This is a genomic window from Pseudomonas sp. PDM05, assembly GCF_014851685.1.
Taxonomy (GTDB): domain Bacteria; phylum Pseudomonadota; class Gammaproteobacteria; order Pseudomonadales; family Pseudomonadaceae; genus Aquipseudomonas.
In genome coordinates, this window is record NZ_JACVAC010000024.1 from 1 (window position 1) to 25103 (window position 25103).

The window sequence follows — 25103 nt, forward strand, 5'->3', positions numbered from 1 at the left end:
GAAAGGAAAGTTGTTGTTTGTAAGCGAAGCGCTATCAGGAGAGCGGATTGCGCTCAAAGAAGTTGAAGATGATGTTTGGGATCTGTACCTGTGTGACTATCCCCTAGGGAGGCTTGGACGAGGCATGAGCCGCGTCCAAGCCTAAAATGTGTAAACGATGTCCCCGGTTTCAGATGTAAAGGATGTCTACGGTTCTACACCGCGCTGGGCGGCGAAGCCGCCCCAATAAGGCCGATGCGGTGTTTCAGGGAGACCGGGATGTCTGGTTTTAGGGCGGCTTCGCCGCCCGGCGCGGGGCAAGCCCGCTCACTACAAGGTCTGCGTTTGGGTGTGGTTGCGATGCGTAATCGCGCGGGGCGATCAGCCTGTAGCCAATACGCACGGTCAACAAACTGTAGTGAGCGGGCTTGCCCGCGCTGGGTGGCGAAGCCGCCCCAATAAGACCGATGCGGTGTTTCAGGGAGACCGGGATGTCTGGTTTTAGGGCGGCTTCGCCGCCCGGCGCGGGGCGAGGCCTTTCTCTTCGGCATATGCTGCGGACTTGGCCTCGATCAGTGGGCGCAACGTGGCGCGGTCAGCCTGTAGCCAATCCGTCACCAATACCCACTTCTGCCCATCCCACTGCTGCACGCGGGCGGAGCCGCCGCCTTCGTGGTCGGCGCACGACAGCTTCAACGGCGCCAACAAACCTTCAAAGCCCAGGGCCTTGAGGCGTGCAGCATCGATGTCCAGATGCTCGAATGCCCAGCGGGTTTCTTCGCCGTTGAGCGCACGGTTGCCAAACTTGGCCTGGCCGGTGCGCAGCGCTTCGACGGCAATCGCGGCATTGATCAGACCGATGTTGTAGTAGACCTTGCCGAAATAGCTGGGGTCCTTGAGGTTGCTCTTGCCCGGATCGAGGATGTACTGCTTGAGCTTGCGGTGAATCTCAAAACCGTCGCCGCCCGGAAACGGCGCCAGGGCCTGATAGCCCTTGGCGGCCGTGCCGGCGGGAATCACATCGGCTTCGGAACCCGCCCACACGTCACCGATCAGGCGGTCTACCGGGACGCCAAAGCGCACGGCGGTCTTGATCGCCACCGGGGTGGACACGCCCCAGGTGCGCAGGAATACCCAATCCGGGTTGAGCTGGCGCACTTGGCGCCACTGGGTCGACTGTTCGTTGCCCGGGTCCGCCACGGGGATCTGGATGTTGTCGAAACCATACTTGTGCGCCAGCAACTGCATGGCCGCCTGGGTTTCGCGACCGTAGGCGGAATCGTGGTAGACCGTCACAATCTTTTTGCCTTTGAGCTTGTCCAGGCCGCCTTCGCGCTGGGCGATGTAGTTGATGCCCACCGACGCCTGCCCGTAGTAGTTGAGCAGCAGCGGGAAGGCATAAGGGAACACGCGACCATCGGTGGACTCGGTGCGCCCACCGGCACCGTCGATCAGCGGGATATGGTCCTTCGCCGCACGATCCATCAAAGCGTAGGAAGCAGGCGTGCTGTGGGTGAAGAAAAACCCGGTGGGTGCGCCATCCAGGCCATCTTTGTAGCGCTCGTAGCATTCGATGATGCGGTCGGTTTTCCACTCGGTCTCGCATTCCTGCCAAACCAGCTTGACGCCGTTCACGCCGCCTTCGACTTCGTTGATGTAGCGAAAGTAGTCAATCTCCCCTGCCCACCACGGGATGCCGCTGGAGGCATAGGCGCCGACGCGATAAGTGGCCAGCGGGATGAACTGTTGATCATTGGCAGCCTGGGCGGCCGCCGGAAGGAGCGTGCCCAAGGTGGTGAGCGCCACCAGGCTGGCGATCAGGGTGCGTTGCAAGAGCTTGTGCATGGGTGTGGTTTCTTGTGAAGGGTGGGGTTCCCCTCCCGTGGTCGGGTTGAGGCAGCGAGTGCTTCAATCAACTGGAGACACAATTCATGCCAAACCAATAAATCAATGTATTCAATGACTTGATCCGCATCAGGAGTGCGGACTCCAGCAGGCAATCGGACAATCTCTTGAACCGCTGTTGCGTCACCAACACTGCGCCTTGAATCTGTGCTCCAATTGCCGCCGCCTTTCGCACTATAGGGATATTCCGCACATGGCTGCTTCCAATAAATGGCTGATGTCATCGCTCGCTTACTACCTCGATTTTTTCACCGTGCCCCTCTTTATCCTGCTGGCGCTCTACCTCGCGCCATTCGACCTGGGCCTGGCCCTGATGGGGCTGCTGGCCTGGACGCTGGTGGAATATTCGGCGCACCGCTTCCTGTTCCACTCGTTGTATCGCCGCGAGCATTGGACCCACCACGTCGACGTGCTGGCCTATATCGGTGTGTCCAGCTGGAAGACCAGTTCGACCTTCGCCATCCTGCTCCTGCTGGCCTGGTACACCGGGCTGACCTCGGCCTTCGTCGGCGCAGTCGCGGGCTATGGGTTCTATATCTCGGTGCACTACGTGATGCACCGTCCCGAGCACTGGGCCTACCGCTTTATGCCACGGTTGGTGGCCAATCATGATCTGCACCATCGCCAGGGGATCGAGAAGAACTTCGGGGTCTCTTCGCCGCTGTGGGACCACGTGTTCCGCACCTTTATCCGCGCCGAAACCCGCCGCGCCGACAAGGAACCTGCTTGACGCCGTTAGCGATTGTTTTTATTACGAATAAATCTAGTCGCAGAACCACCGGTCATTCCAACGTTATCTAATCTCAAGCCCGTGCCAGGAGGCGCATTGAAGAGTCCATGACGGACCCACTGTCTCCTGACGCCTGATGCCCAGGAGATAACGATGAGAACGGAAACCCATCGCCCCCGGCCCGGGTTCGGCTGCGCGCTGTTCGGCGCATTGCTGAGCCCACTGGTCGTCGCGGCCCCCACGCTGTCTACGCAAATCCCCTTCGATGTCACGGCGACCCCGCCGTTTTCCCTGACCAGCCTGCAACAGAACTTCGATGACATGTCGTGGCAGACATTCATTGCACTGAACTGGCCGGCCCTGGCCGACGGCAACCCCAACACCGGCATGCAGATCGGCCAGCAGGACGCGGCCACGGTGTGGGAAGGCTACCGGGAGAGTTACCAGATCTTCCTGCCCCAAGGGCAGAAGCCACAGCCCTATCACGCCCCGGCAGCCGTACCGCCGGCCTGTGAAGGCAAGGGCTCCGGGCGCCTGTTGCAGCAGATGGGCAAGGTCCCGGATGTGCTCGACGAGTTTATCCAACCGTTTGAAAGCGGCCCGCTGGTGGACCAGAGCGGCGTGTACACCCGCAATGAAATCGTGGTCAATCAGTCGATGTTCGACGGCATCGTCAACAACGGCCTGTATAGCATCCAGGGCCAACAGGCGTTTTTTGCCGCCAGCCCGACCAACGCAGTGGCGTTCAGTTGCGGCGACCCGGCTACCAGCCAGGTCGGTTCGCTGATGGTCAAGGCCTCGTGGAAGGTGCTGGATGGCAACGACAAGCCCGGCAGTTTCCATACGGTGGATGCGTTGGTGTATACGCCGGGCAACAGCGACCCGAGCAAGGGGCCGGTGGTGGCTGAATCCTGCGTGGCCGAGCCGGTCGGGTTGGTGGGCCTGCATATCGTGCACAAGACCACCAGTGCGCCGCAGTGGGTGTGGTCGACCTTCGAGCACGTCGCCAATGTGCCGGAAAAGACCACGCCACCGGCCGAGCGCAAGGGCCCGTATCTGTTCTACAACGCCAGCAGCCAGGCCGAGGTCAACCAGCCGCCGCCCCGCCCGTGGAACCCGGCGGTGAAAGCGACGCCGTCGCAGATCGTGCGCGAGATCCCGCTGACCGACGCGACCAAGACCCTCAACAACACCTACCAGACTCTGCTGCGCACGGTGAACCCCAACAGCGTGTGGGCCAACTACCAGTTGATCAGCACCCAGTGGCCGACCCTCACCGGCCAGCCTCCGTGCCAGATCTCGGCCACCGTGCCGCTGGGCAAGCCGGCGCCGTCGTTCCTGGCCAATGCGACCTTGGAGACTTACATCCAGGGCACCGTGCCCCAGGCGTCGTCCAGTTGCATCGCCTGCCACGGCAATGCCGCGACCCACGTGACCCAGTCGCCGCGCACCAGCTTCGCGGACTTCACCTACCTGCTCGAACGCGCCCAATCCACAGGTGCGACAGGGAGTCAGCCATGAGTACCGACCTCGACAATTTCACCGGCCTGAGCGTGGTGCTTACTGGCATCGACCAGGAACGCCTGGCGCCCTCCGTGGACCCCATCGGCCTGCCCACCACGTTTCTCAACTTCATCGGCCCGCGCCTGGGCCAGAACGTACTCGGCGCCCTGCTCGCCCAATACGCTTCGCTGCTGGCCGAGCAACAGACGCCGCAGCAGATCGGCACCGCGATCCTGATGCAGAACGGCCAGCCCGCCACCACCCAGACCGCCCTGGCGGCGCGCGCGATCATGAAGCTGTGGCTGCTCGGCGTGTGGTATCAGCCGTATGCCCAGGGGGCGTTCCCGCTGGGTGAGCAAACCGTGGTCAGCGACGAGGCCTACACCCAAAGCTGGGCGTGGAGCATCGCCCAGGCCCACCCGATGGGTTACAGCGAGTTCTTCTTCGGCTACTGGAACAGCCCGCCGCCCAGCCTTGAGGATTTCACCGGGGTGGCCGCCAGCCTCCAGCCAGGAGCATCGTCATGAGTACTGAACAAGCAGATGTAGTGATCGTCGGCGCGGGCCTTGCGGGCAGCCTGATTGCCTATCAACTGGGCCTGGCGGGCGTGAAAGTGCTGGTGCTGGAGTCCGGCCCGGAAATCCCGGCGAACCGTAACCAGTACCTGGAGCGCTTCTACACCGCGACCCTCAAGACCCCCGAGTCGCCCTACCCGCCGGTCAGCACCCTGAGCCCGGCACGCAACCCGGCCGAGCAGAATGCCCCGCGCGCGACCATCGCCGACCTGATCCTGGGTTGGGACAATCCCGACGTCAGTTACCTGGTGCAGAAAGGCCCGCTGCCGTTCACCAGCACCTACGAGCGCGTGGGCGGTGGCACCACCTGGCACTGGGTTGCCACCTGCCTGCGCATGTTGCCCAATGACTTTCGCATGAAGTCGCTGTACGGCGTCGGGGTCGATTGGCCGATCGGCTACAACGACCTGCAAAGCGCGTATTGCCGCGCCGAAGCGGAAATCGGCGTGGCGGCGAACGTGGCCGACCAGGGTTACCTCGGTATTACCTTCCCGCAGAACTACGAATACCCGATGACCAGCATCCCGCTGTCACTGGTCGACGGCAGTTTCGTCAGTGCGGTGCAGGGCCAGGCGTTCCAGGGCCTGCCCCTGGTGGTGAGCCCGACGCCGGCCGGGCGCAACTCCCAGCCCTATGCCGGGCGTCGCGTGTGTGCGGGCAACACCAACTGCACGCCGATCTGCCCGATCCAGGCCAAGTACGACGCCACGGTGACCATGAACAACGCGCTCAACACCGGCAACGTGCGGGTCCTGTACAAGACCGTGGCGAGCAAGGTTACCGTGGCGGCGGACAAGACCATCAGTGGCATCGAGTTCATCCAGTATCAATTGGGCGACGGACCGGCGACCGGCACCGGGATGGCAATCGGGCAGCGCTATGTGATCGCCGCCCATGCCATCGAGACGCCCAAATTGCTGCTCAACTCCACCAGCAGCGCCTGGCCCAAAGGCGTCGCCAACAGCAGCGGCCAGGTCGGGCGCAGCCTGGCGGACCACCCGATCTACCTGGCGTGGGGCTTGATGCCTGAAGGCAAGACGGTGTTCCCGTACCGCGGGCCGGTGTCGACCTCGGGGATTGAAAGCCTGCGCGATGGCGCCTTTCGCAGCCAGCGTGCGGCGTGGCGTATCGAGATCGGCAATGAAGGCTTCAACTGGCCGATTGGCGACCCCTACACCACCGTTGCCGACCTCATCGATGGCAGCAATGTCAGCCGTACCAACCCGCTGCCCAACAGCGGCGATGTCACGCAGACGCTATTCGGCACGGCGCTGGTACAGCAGTTGAACAACCTGTTGACCCGGCAATTTCGCGTGGGCTTCCTGGTGGAGCAAGTCGAGGAAGATCCCGACAACGCCAACTGCTACATCGTGCCGTCGAGCCAATACAAGGACCGCCTGGGCATCCCGCGCCCGGAGATCCACTACGACCTGTCGGACTACACCAAGGAGGGCTTCAAACAGGCGCGCATCCTGGCCAGCCACATCATTACCGAACTGCTCGGTGCCACCGAACTGACGGCCGACATCCAGCCGGGGGTGTTCGTCTATCAGGGCGAATCCTATTCGTTCCAGGGCGCCGGGCACTTGATGGGCACCTACCGCATGGGCGCCGACCCCAAGACCTCGGTGGTGGACAAATACCAGCGCAGTTGGGACCACGCCAACCTGTTCCTGGTCGGCGACGGCGTGTTCCCTACCACGGGCACGTCCAACCCGAGCCTGACCATCGCCGCGCTGTCGATCCAGGCCGGTGACACCCTGTGCAACGACCTCAAGGCCGTGACCGTGCAGGTGCAGGCCAACCAACCATGGCAAGGCACCGGCGTGCAGATCAGCGGGCCGAGCCCACGCCTGGTGCGTTATGTCAGCGGCAAATGGCTGGCCAGCCCGGTGGGCGGCATGGTGGATGGCAACGGCAGCCCGGGGTTGATCGCCAAGGCCGGGTATACGTTGCCGGGGGCCAATGAAGGCGCGCTGATCGGGCGTGTAGGCAGTGGTGGGACGCCGTTTCTGGTGGGCGATCTGGCAGCGGTTCCGCCGGGGCTGACGGGGGAATTGCAGCTGTGTATCAATGATGATCTGGAGGGCCGGTATGGGATTGGACTGGGGGATAACCAAGGGGCGCTGACGGTGCAGGTGGGGTTCGGCACGGTGTAGCTTGTCGACCTGATACATGGATCTCCACATGTGGGAGCGGGCTTGCCCGCGATAAGGGGCTGTCAGTCAATTAATGTATGACTGACACACCCTCATCGCAGGCAAGCCAGCTCCCACAGTTTTGAACGAGTACGGCACATGCTTCGGTGCTGCTATTCAGTTTTGCTGTTGCACGCCCCGCAACAGTCCTTTGTCATCACCGACATTGATAGCACCCTAACGAAAAGCCCATGCTAGAGGGCTAATCCCGCGCTTATATCATTCCGAATGATAGTTACCTTTGCTTCATTCGATTCGTGACATAGCACCTCGCCGCGCATGATCCGCCCATCTCAAATACATTGGCGGATGCACCTCATGGAACAGTCACTCAAACATTTGCGCTTCCCCCTGGCAATCTTGGCCGTGGTGGTGATGAGCGCGTGCGGCAAGACCCCGGAACAAGCGGCCGCCATGCCCCCTGCGCAGATCAGCGTGGCCAAGGTGCTTGAGCAACCCGTCAACGAGTGGGACGAGTTCACCGGTCGCCTGGAAGCGCCGGAAACCGTGCAGATCCGTCCACGGGTGTCGGGGCAGATCGATCAAGTGGCCTTCACCGAAGGTGCACTGGTGAAGAAAGGCGACCTGCTGTTCCAGATCGACCCGCGTCCGTTCCAGGCTGAAGTGCGCCGCCTTGAAGCCCAACTGCAACAGACCAAAGCCGCCGCCAGCCGCAGTGAAAACGAAGCACAACGTGGCGAGCGCCTGCGCGAAAGCAACGCGATCTCCGCCGAGCTGGCCGAGTCGCGCACCACGGCCGCCCAGGAAGCCCGCGCCGCTGTCGCCGGCATCCAGGCGCAGTTGGACCTGGCCAAGTTGAACCTGAGCTTTACCCGCGTGACTTCGCCGATCAGCGGCCGCGTCAGCCGTGCCGAGATCACCGCCGGCAACCTGGTGACCGCCGATGTCACCGCGCTGACCAGTGTGGTCTCCACCGACAAGGTCTACGCCTACTTCGACGCCGACGAGCGCGTGTTCCTCAAGTACACCGAACTGGCCCGCCAAGGCCGTCGTGGTGCGACCACCCCGGTGTACCTGGGCCTGTCCAACGAAACCGGCAACCCGCACCTGGGCCAGATGAACTTCGTCGACAACCAGGTCAACCCGGCCACCGGCACCATCCGTGGGCGTGCGGTGTTCGACAACACAGACGGCCGCTACACCCCTGGCCTGTATGCACGCCTGAAACTGGTCGGCAGTGGCACCTATTCCGCCGTGCTGATCAATGACGAAGCCGTCGGCACCGACCTGGGCAAGAAGTTCGTGCTGGTGATGGAAGGCGACAAGCCGGCGTATCGCTCGGTGGAACTGGGGCCGAAGATCGAAGGCTTGCGCATCGTGCGCAGTGGCTTGGGCAAGGACGACACCATCGTCGTCAAAGGCCTGCAGCGCATCCGCCCTGGCTCGCCGGTCGCCCCGCAAACCATCCCGATGGCCAGCAAGGAAACCCTCGCCGCCTTGGCCCAACAACGACAAGCGCTTGAAGCCAGCAACCTGGAGCAAGTGGCGCCGGAAAAAACCGCGCCCAAGCTCGCAGCCGTCGCGACTCCACGCGGTTAAGGGATACGACTCAAGATGAATTTTTCCAAGTTCTTCATTTCGCGGCCGATCTTCGCAGCGGTGCTGTCGCTGTTGATCCTGATCGCCGGCGCGATCTCGCTGTTCCAATTGCCGATCAGCGAATACCCGGAAGTGGTGCCGCCAACCGTAGTGGTACGCGCCAACTTCCCCGGCGCCAACCCCAAGGTCATCGGTGAAACCGTGGCCGCGCCACTGGAGCAGGCCATCACCGGCGTCGAGAACATGCTGTACATGTCCTCGCAATCGACCGCTGACGGCAAGCTGACCCTGACCATCACCTTCGCCCTGGGCACCGACCTGGACAATGCGCAGGTGCAAGTGCAGAACCGCGTAACGCGGACTCAGCCGAAACTGCCCGAGGAAGTGACACGCATCGGTATCACCGTGGACAAGGCCTCCCCCGACCTGACCATGGTGGTGCACTTGACCTCCCCGGATCAGCGCTACGACATGCTCTACCTGTCCAACTACGCCTTGCTCAACGTGAAGGACGAGTTGGCACGCCTGGGCGGTGTGGGTGACGTGCAGTTGTTCGGCATGGGCGACTACTCCCTGCGGGTGTGGCTGGACCCGAACAAGACCGCGTCGCGCAACCTGACCGCTACCGATGTAGTGACGGCGATCCGTGAGCAGAACCGCCAAGTGGCCGCCGGTGCCTTGGGTGCGCAACCTGCACCGAATGCCACCAGCTTCCAGTTGTCGGTGAACACTCAGGGCCGTCTGGTGACGGAAGAAGAGTTCGAGAACATCGTCATTCGCGCAGGCAACAACGGTGAGATCACCCGCCTCAAAGACATCGCACGGGTCGAGCTGGGTTCCAGCCAATACGCCCTGCGGTCGTTGCTGAACAACCAACCGGCAGTAGCGATCCCGATCTTCCAGCGCCCGGGTTCCAACGCGATCCAGATCTCCAACGAAGTGCGCGGCAAGATGGAGGAGCTGAAGAAGAACTTCCCGCAGGGCATGGACTACAGCATCGTCTACGACCCGACCATCTTTGTGCGTGGCTCCATCGAAGCGGTGGTGCACACCCTGTTCGAAGCCCTGATCCTGGTGGTCTTGGTGGTGATCCTGTTCCTGCAAACCTGGCGCGCCTCGATCATTCCGTTGGTGGCCGTGCCCGTCTCGTTGATCGGTACGTTTGCGGTGATGCACCTGTTTGGCTTTTCGCTCAACGCGCTGTCGCTGTTCGGCCTGGTGCTGGCCATCGGTATCGTGGTGGACGACGCCATCGTGGTGGTGGAAAACGTCGAACGGAACATCGAGCTGGGTCTGGAGCCGTTCCCGGCGACTGAAAAGGCCATGAGCGAAGTGACCGGCCCGATCATTGCCACAGCGTTGGTGCTGTGTGCGGTGTTTGTTCCGGCGGCCTTCATCAGTGGCTTGACCGGGCAGTTCTACAAACAGTTTGCCTTGACCATTGCGATCTCTACGGTGATCTCGGCGTTCAACTCGCTGACCTTGTCACCTGCCCTGGCAGCCGTGTTGCTCAAAGGGCACCACGCACCGAAGGACGGCTTCTCCAAGTTCCTCGACAAGCTGCTCGGTGGCTGGTTGTTCAAACCGTTCAACCGTTTCTTCGAGAAGGCCAGCCATGGCTACGTCGGCACCGTACGCCGGGTGATTCGCGGCAGTGGTATCGCGCTGTTCCTGTACGCCGGCTTGATGGTCCTGACCTGGCTGGGCTTTGCCCACACGCCAACCGGGTTCGTACCGGCCCAGGACAAGCAATACCTGGTGGCCTTCGCCCAATTGCCGGACGCCGCCAGCCTGGACCGCACCGAAGACGTGATCAAGCGCATGTCCGACATCGCCCTGAAACAGCCGGGTGTGGAAGCCGCGGTGGCCTTCCCGGGCCTGTCGATCAACGGTTTCACCAACAGCCCCAACAGCGGCATCGTGTTCGTGACCTTGAAGCCATTCGATGAGCGTAAAGACCCGAGCATGTCCGCCGGTGCGATTGCCGGTGCGCTGAACGGCAAGTACAGCGCCATCCAGGAAGCCTACATGGCGATCTTCCCACCGCCGCCGGTACAGGGCCTGGGTACGATTGGCGGCTTCCGCCTGCAGATCGAAGACCGTGGCAACCTGGGATATGACGAACTGTACAAAGAAGTGCAGAACATCATCACCAAGAGCCGCACCACGCCGGAGCTGTTCGGCCTGTTCACCAGCTACACGGTCAACGTGCCCCAGGTCGATGCCGCCATCGACCGCGAAAAGGCCAAGACCCACGGCGTGGCGATCAGCGACATCTTCGACACCCTGCAGATCTACCTGGGTTCGCTGTATGCCAACGACTTCAACCGCTTCGGCCGTACCTATCAGGTCAACGTGCAGGCTGAGCAGCAGTTCCGCCTCGACGAAGACCAGATCGGCCAGCTGAAAGTACGCAACAACAAGGGCGAGATGATCCCGCTGGCGACCTTTATCAAGGTCAGCGACACCTCGGGCCCGGACCGCGTGATGCACTACAACGGCTTTATCACCGCTGAAATCAACGGCAACGCTGCACCGGGCTACAGCTCCGGCCAGGCGGAGGCGGCGATTGAAAAACTGCTGAAAGAGGAACTGCCCAACGGCATGACCTACGAGTGGACTGACCTGACGTATCAGCAAATCCTCTCGGGCAACACCGCACTGTTCGTGTTCCCGCTCTGCGTGCTGCTGGCGTTCCTGGTACTGGCCGCCCAATACGAAAGCTGGAGCCTGCCACTGGCGGTGATCCTGATCGTACCGATGACGCTGCTGTCGGCCATCACCGGGGTGATCATCTCGGGCGGCGACAACAACATCTTCACCCAGATCGGCCTGATCGTACTGGTGGGCCTGGCCTGCAAGAACGCGATCCTGATCGTCGAGTTTGCCAAGGATAAACAGGCCGAGGGTCTCGACCCGCTGGCTGCGGTGCTGGAGGCGTGCCGTCTGCGTCTGCGGCCGATCCTGATGACCTCGTTCGCCTTCATCATGGGTGTGGTGCCACTGGTGTTGTCCAGCGGTGCCGGTGCCGAGATGCGTCATGCGATGGGTGTGGCGGTGTTCTCCGGGATGATCGGCGTGACCTTCTTCGGTCTGTTGCTGACGCCAGTGTTCTACGTACTGATCCGTCGCTATGTGGAGCGCCAGGAAGCGCGCAAAGCGGCCAAGGCCTTGAAGCTGGAGACACAGCAATGAGCGTGAAAGTATTCCTGCCGAGCTTGCTGGTATTGGCGCTGAGCGCCTGTGCCGTGGGCCCGGACTATAAAACCCAAACCCCGGAGGCGGCGAGCATCACGGCCGCCGCCGATGCCAAACAGTACGACCACGCCAAGTTCGAAGGTATCTGGTGGCAGCAGTTCGACGATCCGACCCTCAATCAGTTGGTGACCCAATCGCTGCAAGGCAACCGCGATTTGCGTGTGGCGTTTGCCCGTCTGCGGGCGGCTCGGGCCATCCGCGACGACGCCAGCAATGACGCCATGCCGACCATCACCAGCCGCGTCAGCAGCGACCAAGGCAAGGGCCAGATACCAGGCCAGACCACCCGCCGTGTGAAGACCGAGCGTTACGACCTCGGCCTGGACATGGCCTGGGAGCTGGACCTGTTCGGGCGCATCCAGCGCAACCTGGAAGCCACCGACGCCGACCAGCAGGCCGCGGAAGCCGACCTGTACCAACTGCAAGTCACGATGATTGCTGAGCTGGTGGATGCCTATGGTCAACTGCGCGGCGCCCAATTGCGTGAACGCATCGCCCTGGACAACCTCAAGAACCAGCAGGAATCGCGCACCATCACCGTCAGCCTGCGCGATGCCGGGGTTGGCGATCAGTTGGACGTGGAGCGTGCCGACGCACGCCTCGCCGGGGTCGAAGCCAGCGTGCCGCAACTGCAAGCCGAACAAGTGCGCGAGCGCAACCGCATCGCCACCCTCCTCGGCCAGCGTCCGGACAAGCTCAGCGTCGACCTGAGCCCGAAAGACCTGCCAGCGATTGCCAAGGCCTTGCCAATTGGCGATCCGGGGCAACTGCTGCAACGGCGTCCGGACATCCTCAGCGCCGAACGCAAACTGGCGGCCGCCACCGCACGCATCGGCGTGGCCAAGGCCGACCTGTTCCCACGGGTCAGCCTCAGCGGCTTCCTTGGCTTTACCGCCGGGCGCGGTTCGCAGATCGGTTCGTCCGCCGCCAATGCCTGGGCCCTCGGCCCGAGCATCACCTGGGCCGCGTTCGACCTGGGCAGCGTACGCGCGCGTTTGCGCGGTGCAAGCGCCGAGGCCGATGGCGCGTTGGCGACCTATGAACAGCAAGTATTGCTGGCACTGGAAGAGTCCGAAAACGCCTTCAGCGACTACGGCAAGCGCCAACAGCGCCTGGTTTCGCTGATCCGTCAGAGCGAATCCAGCCGCGCCGCCGCCGACCTCGCCGCAATCCGCTACCGCGAAGGCACGGTGGACTTCCTGGTGTTGCTGGACGCGCAACGCGAACGCCTGGCTGCCGAAGACTCCCAGGCCCAGGCCGAGGTGGAGCTGTATCGCGGCATCGTCGCGATCTACAAGGCGTTGGGTGGTGGCTGGCAGCCGGACACGGTGGTGGCCAGCAACCAGTGATGTAAAGAGCTCCTTTGGTTGGTCGCATCCAGCCAATTTTTAGCCCCACGGTCCATTCGGTCGTGGGGCTTTTTTTTAAAGTGGGATTAAGGGTGGCCGATAAATAGACGTAGCTTTCGGTTGATGGAGGACTTTGCGATGGCCGTGTTATTGACTGCGGAGCAAATGAGGCATACGAAGGCGTCTAATGCGTTTCAGATACAGCATCCGGAAAAGGTTGAAAATAAATATACGATAAAAGAAGCGTCGGTGGCGGCAGATACGTTGAAGCTGCGCGAGCAGGAAGAGATTGAGAGCTTGAAAGTTTTTCTGAAGGACTATGACATGACGTCGATCAGTACCGATGAACTAAAGAAAGTCGGTAGACGACTCTATGAAAGCGGAATGATTGACGTGAACACTTTTGGCATATTCATATCCGGCGACGGCGCATCCGATGCTAATGGAAAACAAACAGACACGCATGTTAAATTTAATGCAATCGCCCTTTTCGATGAAAAACTAGAAGACTATCTTGCGTTTGTTAAAAGCAATCCTAATGTCGGGCGGTCAATGGGCATTCCTGAATATATTCAAAGCATGGTGGACGCCAATCATGCTATCAATGCGCTGGCGCACTTTGTTAATTCATCAAAAAATAGTCTTACGTTAGACGAACGCGTTTGATTTGTTACTTGAACGCTGCAGCATGCCAATTGCCTGGCATGCTGCCCCCAACTGCGATTACCGGCCGTATCGTACGGTCCCCCAATATGATTTGGAAACCGCCTCAGGGTTTTTTACTCTTACGCGATAAGTTCCCAACGGCCCCGTCCATGTCGCCTGAACTGACAAAGGATTGCTGACTACCGTTTTCCATGACGCGCCCACCTGTTGTTCGATGGAAATCTGAGGAATCCGACCGATCCCCGTAGAAGACACCATTGCATGAATATTTGCGCTGGAACAACCATTAGCGCCCGTAATGGTGAATGGCCCCAAGGCTGTATCTTCCGAGTCAGGCTGTAGTATCCCGCTATAGTTATCAGTAAGCGTCAAGCAAAGCGCAGACACTTGCGACGACAACAACATAAGCACAGCGAAGGGTAAGGCAATTAAACTTTTCATTTTCATCACCGTAGAATTGGTTATCGAACACCCGCTCAGAAAGCGAGTGGCCACTTCCCCGCTCACATAGGATCATTCGTCCCCTTGCGTAGGAATGACACGACAAAGCCTGCATGATTTTTTTAGTTAAATATGCCAGCTGCGTCCTAAAATCATTAAGGAGCGATCTGTAATACCAAACAGTAGGATGTTGTCAGTTAACTCCTAGTCCTTTGGGTGTGCGAACAGAGCAGGCGTTTTCTCACGATTTGAATCTGAGTCAAAGCCATCAAGTCTGGACTTTATTTCGAGCGACTCGCTGCCCTTGGTTAAGCTCGGCCAAAACCGGTCGATACAGAGAGGTAGCTTTCTTTTGATGGAGAACTGCGAGATGAACACAAGCTCATCGGCGGCAACGAACACCATAAGCAAACAAGACGCTGGATACATAATCAAGAACCCAACCAAAGTAATAACTGACTTTACCGCCAGGGACGACGCACACGCTGCAAAGGCACTAAAGTTAAAAAATAACGAGCAAATCACAGAGCTGAAGAAATTCTTGAAAAACTATGACATGACATCCATCACCAACATGGAACTCAAACATGTCGGCCGAAAGCTGTATGAAAACAAGCTGATCGACGAGCAGGCATTTGGCGTTTTTATCGAGGGAACACGGGCTGTTGATAAAAATGGTAATCAAGCAGATCTTTACGTCAAATTCAATGCAATTGCACTGTTCGACCAAAGACTTGAGGAGCAGACAGCATCCTTGCCGATGTACTCTGAAAAAACCAAACAAGAACCCTTGTTCTGGCCATGGCGGCAAGGAATGATCGCTGCAAACCAAGCTATAAACGCGCTCGCATATTTTGCCTATTCGTCCAGAAGTGATTTATCAATAGATGAGCGCGCTTAACGTCTTTGCAAAAAAGCAGGGCATTGAAGATGACTCTTCACGCCCTGCGCAACTCAAGCTTCAACGACCATATCGCACTGTGCCAGAGTAAGCCTTTGAAACTGCATCAGAGTTTTTCAGCCTGACTCGGTAAGTACCGTATTGTCCGGAGTAAGATGCAATGCTCCCTATACTGAATGTCGCGCGCACCCATGACGCGCCAACTTCGCGCTCAATATAAATCTCCGGCGCCTTCCCAGCACCAGGAGCAGAGACAGTTGCATCGATATTTGCGCCAGCACATCCGCCAGCCGAAGTGATCGTGAAAGGACCGTTAGCGGTGATCGCCGTATCAGCCGCTATCGTGCCGACGAAGCTCTCGGTAGTGTACAAACACAATGCAGACGCTTGAAATGATGCAAGGGTTAGAGCCAAAAAAGGCAATACGAAAGAAACTTTCATACTATTCACCTCCACAATTAAACAACGAGTGTTATTAGCGTACGATGACAATACGAAAACTGTCGCTTCATCTCGACACAGGTAAACCTCCCGAATAAAAAACCGACAACGCAACTCGGGATGCTCTTACGCTGCGAGTAGGATCAATGATGAATCGCAGTAGGTATCACGAGACAAAGCATGCACGAATTCACACTCGGAATATGCCGGCTCCGTCCTAAAAACTAGAAAGACCACTCTGTCATACCAGGAAGCAGGACATCGTCAGTTACGTCCTAGTCCCAGATGCCGCCCATTAATCTCGACTGACTTCATTCAAAATCAAACTCCGATAATGCCCCGGATTCGACCCACACCATTTACGAAACGCCTTATAAAACGAACTGGCATCGGCAAACCCCAGCCGTGCCGCGATCTCGGCAAAGCTGATCTGAGGTTCCGCCAACCACACAATGGCCAACTCTTTACGCACGCTGTCCTTGAGCCCCTGATAAGTCTGCCCCTCTTCCGCCAAACGTCGGCGCAGGGTTGAGGCGGAGATGCACAGGTTGGCAGCGAGGCGTTCGGTTTCCGGCCAGGTGTCGGGGGGCATCTGGCGCAGGTCGTGTTTGATGCGGGTGGCGAAGCTCTCGGGGTCGCGGTATTTGACCAGGATGTTGGCCGGGGCATGGGCCAGGAAACGTTTGAGTTCTTCTGCGCTGCGCTTGATGGGCAGGTCGAGGCAGTCAGCAGAAAAGATCATGCGGGTACGTAGCCGATCAAACCGTAGGTTGTCAGAGAACATCACTTGGTAGTCGTGACAAAAGTCCGGCTGCTCACAGCGCAGTTCGATCGCCAGGATCGGAATGCGCCTTCCCGCCAGCCAGCAAGCCACGCCGTGGACGATCATCCAATAAGTGAAGTAGGTGAATGCGCGCTTGGGCACGGGCTCCGACAACACGATTTCCGCCAGGCTCTGCTGACGCACCAGTTGCGCAGGCATCTGCTCCAGCATCAATGACAAAAACCCCAACACCGTTTCCAGGCTCGCGCCCAGGGTCGGCTGCGCCATCGCGGCGCGGCACAGGAAGGCCAGGCTGCCGGACTTGAGCTTGCGTGGGTCCATGCCGAAAAACTCATCATCCGTACGCCGTGCAAGCAAACGCCACAAACGCGCGTAAGCCGTGGCCGGTACGCGGGCGTCAGGCTGCTGCAGCAGTGTCGGGTCAATCCCGACCTTGCTCAGCGCCTCAGCCGTGGCCGCACCGGGCGCACAGCTCTGCAACAGGGCTTCGCGCACCAGGTGGATGGAGATGGTGTCTTTTTCCGACATGAGCAGTTGAACATTCCGCAGCACATAACAGGGTCTGCATCATAAGGGCGCCCGCCCTTCACCACCACCGTTCAGCCACTGTTCAGTAAACGTCAAGTTTTCCTGTTTAGTAATGAGTATCATTATGTTACAAATTAGCTTCCTATCTAATGACGCTGCGGTGCCGAATGCTCGTTCCCTTTCTCATCATGCTGCGCGAAGGCATTGAAGCCGCTTTGATCGTTGGCATCATCGCCAGTTACCTGCAACAGACCGGGCGTGGCCAATGGATGCCAGCGGTGTGGATCGGCGTGTTCCTCGCCGCCGCACTGGCGCTGCTGGTGGGCGGTGGCCTGGAATTGGTCAGCGCAGAGTTTCCGCAAAAGCAGCAGGAGCTGTTCGAAGGCGTCGTTGGCCTGGTCGCCGTGGGCATTCTCAGCTCCATGGTGTTCTGGATGCGCAAAGTGGCGCGCTCGATCAAGCATTCCCTGCATGAATCCCTCGACCACGCCCTGACAGGCTCCAAGCACCAAGTGATCGCGCTGATCGCCATGGTGTTTTTTGCCGTGGCCCGCGAAGGTCTCGAAACGGTGTTCTTCCTGCTGGCCGTGTTCCAGCAAAGCGAAGGCCCGGGCGCACCGATCGGCGCCCTTCTCGGCCTGGTCCTGGCGATCATCGTGGGCTTGCTGATCTACAGCGGCAGCATGCGCCTGAACCTGGGGGCGTTCTTCCGCTGGACCGGCCTGTTCATCCTGGTCGTAGCCGCCGGCATCCTCGCCAATTCGGTGCAGGCCCTGCACGAAGCCGGCGTGTGGAACCACCTGCAAACCGTGCTGTTCGATTTCAGCGCGGCACTGCCCATGGACAGCCCGCTGGGCTCGGTGCTCGCCGGGATGTTCGGCTATCAGGAAGCGCCGACCGTCAGCACCCTGGGCGCCTATCTGATTTACCTGGTGATCGCTCTGGTGATGTTCTTCCTGCCCTCGCCTGTCGCCCAACCTTCTTCCGTTTCCAGCCAGTAAGGACCGCCTCTTGTCCAGCCCAACCCCTCAACCGGCTCTGCCACCCCGCGCCTTGCGCTGGGCCGTGGCGGGCTCGGTGGTCGTGATGATCGCCGCCGGTGGCCTGTTCTACTACGCGTCACAATTGGCCGCGAGCAAGCGCCAGACCAATCACAATGAAATTGCCGTGACCATTCATGGCCACGCCTGCGAGCCGAATGAACTGACGGTACCGGCCGGGCGTGCGAGTTTTCGCATCATCAACCGCTCCGACCGCGCGGTGGAGTGGGAAATCCTCGACGGCGTGCTGGTGATCGAAGAACGGGAAAACATCGCCCCCGGCCTGAGCCAGGTGATCAACGCCAACCTGCTGCCCGGCGACTACGCCATCACCTGCGGCCTGCTGAGCAACCCGCGCGGCACCTTGCACGTCACGCCAACGGCTGAGTCCGACGCCCAGGCCAAGGCCAAGCCGTCGATGGTGGCGTTCATCGGCCCGCTGTCGGAATTCCGGGTATACCTGAGCAGCCAGGGCGGCGCCTTGATCAAGGCCGTAAACGCCTTGCAACAGGCCATCGACGCCGGCGATCTGGCCCAAGCCCAGTCGCTCTACGTCCCAGCCCGCGAGGCTTACCAGCGACTGGCGCCAGCGTCCCAACGCCTGGCGCAGTTGGACAACGCGATCAATGCGCGTGCCGATTACTTTGAGAACCGCGAGCAAGACCCGGCCTTCAGTGGCTTCCATCGTATTGAATACAGCCTGTTCCAGCAGCGCAGCCTGGATGGCCTGGCGCCGATTGCCCAACGTCTGTTCAACGACGTCACCACCCTCAAGCAACAGTTGCTGGCCCAGTCCCTGCCGCCGGAGCAATTGGTGGGCATCGTGGTGCGCAACCTCAACAGCCTGGCGGATGTGCGTGCCCTCAGCGGGGAAGAAGAGCGCTACAGCCACATCGACCTGAATGGCTTTGCCGCCAACCTGGACGCTGCACACAAAGTGGTCGAACTGATGCGCCCACTGCTGAGCAAATCCGCCGCCAACCTGTTGCCCAAGATCGACAACGCCCTCGCCGCCTTCGACAGCGAGCTCGCCGGGTTCAAAACCAACAACCGTTACATCTCGTATGACAGCGTGACCGCCGATCAGCGCAAGCAGATCGCCGACAAGGCCAAGGCTCTGGCCGCCGCACTCGATGGAATCGATCCCGCCCTTGGCCTTTCCGGCCTGCAGTGAAGACGACCGCACACATGAGTGATTCAGCACACACCAACCTCCAACGCCGCCGTGTCCTGCTGGGCATGGCCGCCACCGGCGTCGCCATTGCCGGCAGCAGCCTGAGCTGCCCGGCCATGGCCGCCGCCGAGCAAGTCACCACCGCGCCGCGCAGCGACAAGACCCAGGACCATCACGACTTTTTCGGCAAGCACCAAACCGGCATCGTCACCCCGCGTCCGGCCTGCGGCATGCTCGTGGCGTTCGACGTACTGGCCAGCGACCGCGACGATCTGGAGCGCTTGTTCCGCACGTTGAACGAACGTATCGCCTTCCTGATGACCGGCGGTGCCGTGACGCAAGTCGATCCGAAACTGCCGCCTACCGATTCCGGGATTCTCGGCCCGGTGGTCACCCCGGATAACTTGACGATCACCGTGTCGGTCGGCGAGTCGTTGTTTGATGAGCGCTTCGGCCTCACGGCGGCCAAACCCAAGCGCTTGAGCCGTATGGTCGGTTTCCCCAACGATGCGCTGGAACCGGCGCAGTGCCACGGCGACCTGAGCCTGCAATTTTGCTCCAACACCCCTGACACCAACATCCACGCCCTGCGCGACATTGTGAAAAACCTGCCGGACCTGCTGCTGGTGCGCTGGAAACAGGAAGGCAGCGTGCCGCCCCAGGCACCGAGCAAACCCGGGGAACCGGCGCAGAGTGCACGTAATTTCCTCGGCTTTCGCGACGGCTCGGCCAACCCCAATTCCAACGATGACAAGGCCATGGACCAGATCGTCTGGGTCCAACCCCATAGCAACGAACCGGCCTGGGCCGCCCACGGCAGCTATCAGGCGGTGCGCATCATCCGCAACTTCGTCGAGCGCTGGGACCGCACGCCCCTGCAAGAACAGGAGAGCATCATCGGCCGCGTCAAGACCACCGGCGCGCCCATGGACGGTAAACAGGAAAGCCAGGTGCCCGACTACAGCAAGGACCCCGAGGGCAAGTTGACCAAGCTCGATGCCCACATCCGCCTGGCCAACCCTCGTACCCCGCAGACCCAGGCCAACCTGATCCTGCGCAGGCCGTTCAACTACTCCAACGGCGTCAATAAAAACGGTCAGCTGGACATGGGGCTGTTGTTCATCTGCTACCAGGCTGACCTGGAGAAAGGCTTTATCAGCGTGCAAACCCGGCTCAACGGCGAGCCCCTGGAGGAGTACCTCAAGCCGGTCGGCGGCGGGTATTTCTTCACCTTGCCGGGCGTCACCGGGCCAGAGGATTTCCTTGGGCGCACGCTGCTCGCCGCCACGCACCCTCACACCACTGCCAACACCTGAAACCAACCCCACAGCGGAAACCGTCCCATGAAGAAGTCGACTCTCGCGTTGTCGTTGCTAATGACCCTTTCGCCCCTGGCCGCCTTCGCCGCCACGGCGCCGCTGGACCTGGTAGGCCCGGTGTCGGACTACAAGATCTATGTCACCGAAGAAATCGGTGAGCTGGTGACCCAGACCCAGGCCTTCACCGACGCGATCAACAAAGGCGACCTGGCCACCGCCAAGAAGCTCTACGCACCGACCCGTGTGCACTATGAGTCCATCGAGCCGATTGCCGAGCTGTTCAGCGACCTCGATGCGTCCATCGACTCGCGGGTGGATGACCATGAGAAAGGTGTAACCGCTGAAGACTTCACCGGTTTCCACCGCATCGAATACGCGTTGTTCTCGCAAAATTCGACCAAGGGCCTGGAGGCGTTGACTGCCAAGCTCAACGCCGACGTCAACGACCTCAAGACCCGCGTCGACGGCCTGACCTTCCCACCGGAGAAAGTCGTTGGCGGCGCCGCCGCGTTGCTGGAAGAAGTCGCCGCGACCAAGATCTCCGGTGAAGAAGATCGCTACAGCCACACCGACCTCTACGACTTCCAGGGCAACATCGATGGCGCGAAGAAAATCGTCGATCTGTTCCGTGGCCAGATCGAGAAACAAGACAAGGCCTTCCTGGCCAAGGTCGACAAGAACTTCGCCACGGTCGACAAGATCCTCGCCAAATACACAACCAAGGACGGCGGTTTCGAGACCTACGACAAAGTGAAGGAAAACGACCGCAAAGCCCTGGTGGGTCCGGTCAACACCCTGGCGGAAGACCTGTCCACATTGCGTGGCAAGCTGGGCCTTAACTGACAAGACGTCCGCAGGCTGTGCATTCAAGCGGTGGAATGCACAACCCGCGGGCGCTGGTGCTTAACTGGTGCCGGCGTCGGGCTTGAAGTCAGTCAGCGGGGCTCCGGTTGGCTTATGGGTGAGCGGGTCAATCGCATACCACGCGGCGCCCTGCTGCACCGCGTATAACCTGCACTGCTGGCTCACACCCAGGCGGCTTCCAGGGTAAGTGGCGCTGGCCGCGGGGGTGGCACGCAACGTGTCGTACACCCCAAGTCCCCATCGGCATCGCTCAAAGGCAGTGGCCCCCATATAAAAGCCTTCACCGGCAGTCACAAACTCACCGGCCAACGCACGCTGGGCGGTCTTCATGACGTCAATCGAGCTGTCGAGCGGGTTGAACACGCTACGCACCAATGTCGGCGCCCCCTTGAGCCCGCGCATGGCAAACCCACGACCGCCGTACGGCACAACGACTTTCAGGCCCTTGAAGAATGCTTTGGCCCCAGCCACCCCGCCTGTCACGGCGAACGAGCCGAAGTCGAGCAGCAAGCCCTTGATGCCAGCCCCGACCTTCCCTTCGGCGATATCGGCAATCGCTCCGACAAACGGGATCATGCTCAACACCGTCCTCGCGTTCAGGTTGGAAAAAACCGCGCTTGAACTGAAGGGGTAGTTACGTATTTTGTGATACGTGGTGGGCTGGTTGGCATAGTCGATCAGTTGCGTGCGCTTCTGATCAAAGGTGACATCGAGTATCGCGTTGGCGATCGCAGTGGTTTTGTCCGATGCCCAACTGTTCGGTACATAATCGGCACCCGGCGCGGGCCAGTTTTCCAGGCCCAGGCCCGGCAATGCAGGACCTGCTTTTTCGATAATGACGTTCGACTTTACGTTGGGACGCGGGTCCCCCCCGCTTTTATAGGCCTGAAAATCAAACGACTCCGGCAGGCCGTCACGAAAGGACTCGCGCCTGCGCGCTACCGTTCTCTCTTTCACTTGCCCGCCATAGACCTTGAGGCTGTCGCGCAGATCGTCGCGCCGGATGATCTTCATTGAACCCGGGAAAAACTCTAAATACCCACCCGTAGGGCTCGTCGCTTTCGTGTCGTAGCGAATCAACACCCCCTGCCTGCCGATTTTTTCGGCCACGCCCTCAGGTTCGTATTGATCGTCCAGCAGGGTTTTGCCCGTGGCTTCACGCAGACTGAATACCTGGATGTCGGCAACCTCCAGGATTCGCCGCACATCCAACGGCGCGTTGGCGATCATCTGCCTGATTACCGTTGCGTGAGCGCTACGGGCATCGGCCAAATGCTTGTCCACAGCGGGTTCGACCAATGAGGCAATGTTCGGCAGCTGCTTGATGCGCTCGGAATAGGTTTCCCAGGAAATCTTCGGATGAACAAACGCGTAATCCTTGAGGTTGTTCAACACTTTTATCAGGGGGGGCATAAGAACATGTAAAAGCTCCGGCGGAGCTTGTTCATAAAGGATCACGTCGGTTAAAAGCGGCCCAGACACCCCCGTATGGCCCCGCGCGGCAGTGTCCATAGGCTGCAACCTGAAATCGCGGATCTCCTCCTCTGTCATCTCGGGAAACAGTAGCGCCAGTTGTTTGATCAGCAGGTTTGTCTGATTGGGCGTATCCCGCGTCAAGGTTTCAAATGCCTTGCCAATGCCCGTCTCTCGGTCGACAAACGCTTGCGTGGCCGCACGGTAGTCCTCTGACGAGTAATGTCCATCGGTACGCTTGGGAATCACGCCAGTCATCACGGCCCAATCCAGCACCGGTTGCGCGCCAAGGCTTTTGATCAATTGCTCCTGTTCATCTATCACCGGATTGAGCCGAGCAAGGGCATGGGCCTGGGTAATGTTCAAGGCCCGCGAACTGCCTGGGCCGCCGAGTTTTTCCGACAGGGCACAGGCAAGTCGCAGGTTGAGCCAGGACGTTGAACCGATGCTCACTTGCCCGGGCGACAGCTTCAGTGCTGCAGGCGCTTGCGCCGGCACTTGAGGGTCGGGCTTGAGCAGGAACTCGGGGGCAGCCTGCGCCAAAAACAGGTGGGCAATCAGCGGCGCGGTGGTCGCGTCCGCACCTTTGCCGATCAAGTGCCGTTCAATGTCTCGGCGCTCCTCCTCCAGCGTACGACCGAGGTTACTGGCGCGATAGATCTGGTGGCCCGCCACTACGCCCGGCTTACCGGGTACATCTGCCGTGATGCCGGTCTTGATCGCAGTTGCCAGGAGCTGATGGCGGGTTGCCCGTGAAAGCGCCCGCCCCTCGGCCACCTCGGCCATGTTCAGCAGCCGAGCCAGGGCCTGGGCTTTTGTTTTGGCCTGTGCCGAGTCGAAGAAATGTTGAAGTTTCAGATGGTCATCGTCGGGCATGCCTGACGGGAACGTGTGGTTGCGCAGTAGGCTATGCACCGAACCAGGCCCGGCGGCCTGGGCCCTTAATGTGGCCAGATCCGTTGGCGATAACGCTCCAGGGCCCCAGGTATAGGGCGTCAAGCCGGCGTAATCAGCGCCTATGGGCGAAGGCGGCAACGTGCTGCCGAGCCAGCCGATGACGGACTTCACTTGCCCGACTGTCGTGGGCGTCCCAAGCTCGGAAAACGCCAGGTACTGACGCGCATCGTAGATGGGCTGGGAGCACAACGCGTTGCCGGTCGCCTGGCTCTTTTCAACCAGTTGATCAAACTCAGTGCGCAGCGTGCCAATGGCAGCTTTTTCCTGGGCGTTGCCGGTCACCTGGACCTTGCCGATCTCATCGTCCAGATAGGCCTGTAATGACTGCCACTGCAGGTTGTCGCCACGCAGTTGCAGTTGCCCGTTCGAGATCCGGTAAACGTTATCGTCGCCGCCAAACCCGATTTTCTGGATAAACGCCTGGAATGTCGGGGTCGCCAGCCATTGCAAAAACTGCTCGCGCGGCGCCTGGCTGATTTTTGCCAGCGTCGATTCGGGGTCGATCAGCACAGGCTCATCACTCAGGTTGAGCTGATCGCCCTCGGCTTTAGCGTTGATCAGCGCCTGCAGTTGGGACGCCAGCGCTGGGCGCGTATCGCGGTCGCTGTTTTTCTGCAAAAGCTGCACGAATTGTTCGCGCCAGTGAGCCCGCTTGTCGTCGGTAATGGGTGGCCAGCCGTTATCTTCCAGGGCCTTGCCCAACTGTGCAGCGTCCGCCGGTCGAGAGGGCGCATTCACCCCATAGAAGCCAAGCATCACGCGGACATCGCGGAAATCACCGGTTTTTGCATCCGGCATCAGCACCCCGGCATAGTCAGGGCACAATATGTTGACGGCCTCGGTGACCTTCGCGCCAACCTCCCACCAGCCAGAGCCGTCAGTCGTGGTGAACCGTTGCCTGACCTTTTTGCCGTCGATATTCACCTCACCGTCGACCCCATCGTTGAAGATGCGCACGGTGGACACATCCAGGCCCTTGGACGCGAACCAGGCCTGCACCTTTGGCTCACGCAGGGCTTCGCCAAAAGCGTCGGTGAAGGGCTTGATCGAAGCATCGGGAGGAATGGGGTTGGCGTTGAGTTTGCCGGTGACCAGCCAACGCGCCAACGTGTCTTGCAAGCTGCTGTCGGCAGCCCTTGCACGCTCATCCGTTGGAAAAGCCCTGCTCGGCCTTCTCGTCACGTCACGCTTGCTGCGCCCAGAAGCCTGCTCAAGGATGACGAGCTTCAGCTGCTGGCTGCTTGTGCGCGGCGCACGCCCCGGCAGCGGCGTTTCGGTTTGCCCTGATCGCCCCTGTAGGGCTGGGGGCTCAAGGGAGGTCGCAAAGGCGTTGTTCGGGACCGAAACAACTGCGCGCACGGACGAATAATCGGGCGGGAATGTCGGCATCGGGAGTTCTCTTCACGGTTGAGATCGCGAAAGTTCTCGTCCCTTAGAACCGTCCAAAGAAATCCTACA

At 60.2% G+C, this 25103-nt stretch carries 17 protein-coding genes and 1 pseudogene; 14 read left to right on the forward strand and 4 right to left on the reverse strand.

The annotated features are described in order from the left end of the window. Positions 1–145 (forward strand): annotated as a pseudogene (locus IB241_RS28090) (IS481 family transposase); the annotation flags it as partial. Between the two features lie 335 nt (positions 146–480). Here the strand turns inward: IB241_RS28090 and IB241_RS26605 are convergent. Continuing rightward, positions 481–1824: an ABC transporter substrate-binding protein gene (locus IB241_RS26605; protein WP_192301157.1), complete on the reverse strand. Its 1344-nt coding sequence runs from the start codon at positions 1822–1824 to the stop codon at positions 481–483. 253 nt (positions 1825–2077) lie between these two features. On the opposite strand from IB241_RS26605, the gene IB241_RS26610 reads away from it, so the two are divergent. The 9 genes from IB241_RS26610 to IB241_RS26650 all read left to right on the forward strand — a co-directional run bounded on the left by IB241_RS26610 (position 2078) and on the right by IB241_RS26650 (position 15065). Beyond that, positions 2078–2614 (forward strand): sterol desaturase family protein, encoded by a 537-nt coding sequence (locus tag IB241_RS26610; RefSeq protein WP_192301158.1) that lies wholly within the window; start codon positions 2078–2080, stop codon positions 2612–2614. A gap of 153 nt (positions 2615–2767) precedes the next feature. Beyond that, on the forward strand, positions 2768–4135 hold the full coding sequence (locus tag IB241_RS26615; protein WP_192301159.1) for a cytochrome C: 1368 nt from the start codon (positions 2768–2770) through the stop codon (positions 4133–4135). Next, positions 4132–4644, forward strand: coding sequence for a sorbitol dehydrogenase (locus tag IB241_RS26620; protein WP_192301160.1), 513 nt, complete (start codon positions 4132–4134; stop codon positions 4642–4644). The genes IB241_RS26615 and IB241_RS26620 overlap by 4 nt, the downstream gene beginning before the upstream one ends. After that, a complete protein-coding gene (locus IB241_RS26625; protein ID WP_192301161.1) occupies positions 4641–6851 on the forward strand; it encodes a GMC family oxidoreductase in 2211 nt (736 codons plus the stop codon). Before IB241_RS26620 ends, IB241_RS26625 begins: the two co-directional genes overlap by 4 nt. A 357-nt stretch (positions 6852–7208) precedes the next feature. Beyond that, positions 7209–8450 (forward strand): multidrug efflux RND transporter periplasmic adaptor subunit MexE, encoded by a 1242-nt coding sequence (gene mexE / locus IB241_RS26630; protein ID WP_192301162.1) that lies wholly within the window; start codon positions 7209–7211, stop codon positions 8448–8450. 15 nt (positions 8451–8465) lie between these two features. Further along, a complete protein-coding gene (locus IB241_RS26635; RefSeq protein WP_192301163.1) occupies positions 8466–11645 on the forward strand; it encodes an efflux RND transporter permease subunit in 3180 nt (1059 codons plus the stop codon). Next, positions 11642–13057: an efflux transporter outer membrane subunit gene (locus IB241_RS26640; RefSeq protein ID WP_192301164.1), complete on the forward strand. Its 1416-nt coding sequence runs from the start codon at positions 11642–11644 to the stop codon at positions 13055–13057. Before IB241_RS26635 ends, IB241_RS26640 begins: the two co-directional genes overlap by 4 nt. 138 nt (positions 13058–13195) lie before the next feature. After that, complete coding sequence (locus tag IB241_RS26645) at positions 13196–13723, forward strand: hypothetical protein (RefSeq protein WP_192301165.1); 528 nt, start codon at positions 13196–13198, stop codon at positions 13721–13723. Positions 13724–14534: 811 nt separating this feature from the next. Then, positions 14535–15065 carry a hypothetical protein gene (locus tag IB241_RS26650; protein WP_192301166.1) on the forward strand — a complete coding sequence of 177 codons (531 nt, stop codon included), beginning with the start codon at positions 14535–14537 and terminating at the stop codon, positions 15063–15065. A gap of 60 nt (positions 15066–15125) precedes the next feature. Here the strand turns inward: IB241_RS26650 and IB241_RS26655 are convergent, their stop codons facing one another. Next, positions 15126–15506 (reverse strand): hypothetical protein, encoded by a 381-nt coding sequence (locus IB241_RS26655; protein WP_192301167.1) that lies wholly within the window; start codon positions 15504–15506, stop codon positions 15126–15128. 295 nt (positions 15507–15801) lie between these two features. Then, the gene (locus IB241_RS26660; RefSeq protein WP_192301168.1) at positions 15802–16818 is read right to left on the reverse strand and encodes an AraC family transcriptional regulator; all 1017 of its coding nucleotides are present in this window, start codon (positions 16816–16818) and stop codon (positions 15802–15804) included. A 167-nt stretch (positions 16819–16985) separates the two neighbouring features. Between IB241_RS26660 and efeU the strand changes: the two genes are divergently transcribed. The 4 genes from efeU to efeO (IB241_RS26680) are packed head-to-tail and all read left to right on the forward strand — an operon-like array spanning position 16986 to position 21194. Next, complete coding sequence (efeU, locus tag IB241_RS26665) at positions 16986–17819, forward strand: iron uptake transporter permease EfeU (protein ID WP_192301169.1); 834 nt, start codon at positions 16986–16988, stop codon at positions 17817–17819. Between the two features lie 10 nt (positions 17820–17829). Then, complete coding sequence (gene efeO / locus IB241_RS26670) at positions 17830–19032, forward strand: iron uptake system protein EfeO (RefSeq protein ID WP_192301170.1); 1203 nt, start codon at positions 17830–17832, stop codon at positions 19030–19032. Beyond that, complete coding sequence (gene efeB, locus IB241_RS26675) at positions 19029–20348, forward strand: iron uptake transporter deferrochelatase/peroxidase subunit (protein WP_370694894.1); 1320 nt, start codon at positions 19029–19031, stop codon at positions 20346–20348. The genes efeO (IB241_RS26670) and efeB overlap by 4 nt, the downstream gene beginning before the upstream one ends. 27 nt (positions 20349–20375) lie before the next feature. Next, positions 20376–21194, forward strand: a complete 819-nt coding sequence (efeO, locus tag IB241_RS26680) for an iron uptake system protein EfeO (RefSeq protein ID WP_192301172.1) — start codon at positions 20376–20378, stop codon at positions 21192–21194. Positions 21195–21254: 60 nt separating this feature from the next. Here the strand turns inward: efeO (IB241_RS26680) and IB241_RS26685 are convergent, their stop codons facing one another. Beyond that, positions 21255–25034, reverse strand: coding sequence for a hypothetical protein (locus IB241_RS26685; RefSeq protein ID WP_192301173.1), 3780 nt, complete (start codon positions 25032–25034; stop codon positions 21255–21257). Between the last annotated feature and the right edge of the window lie 69 nt (positions 25035–25103).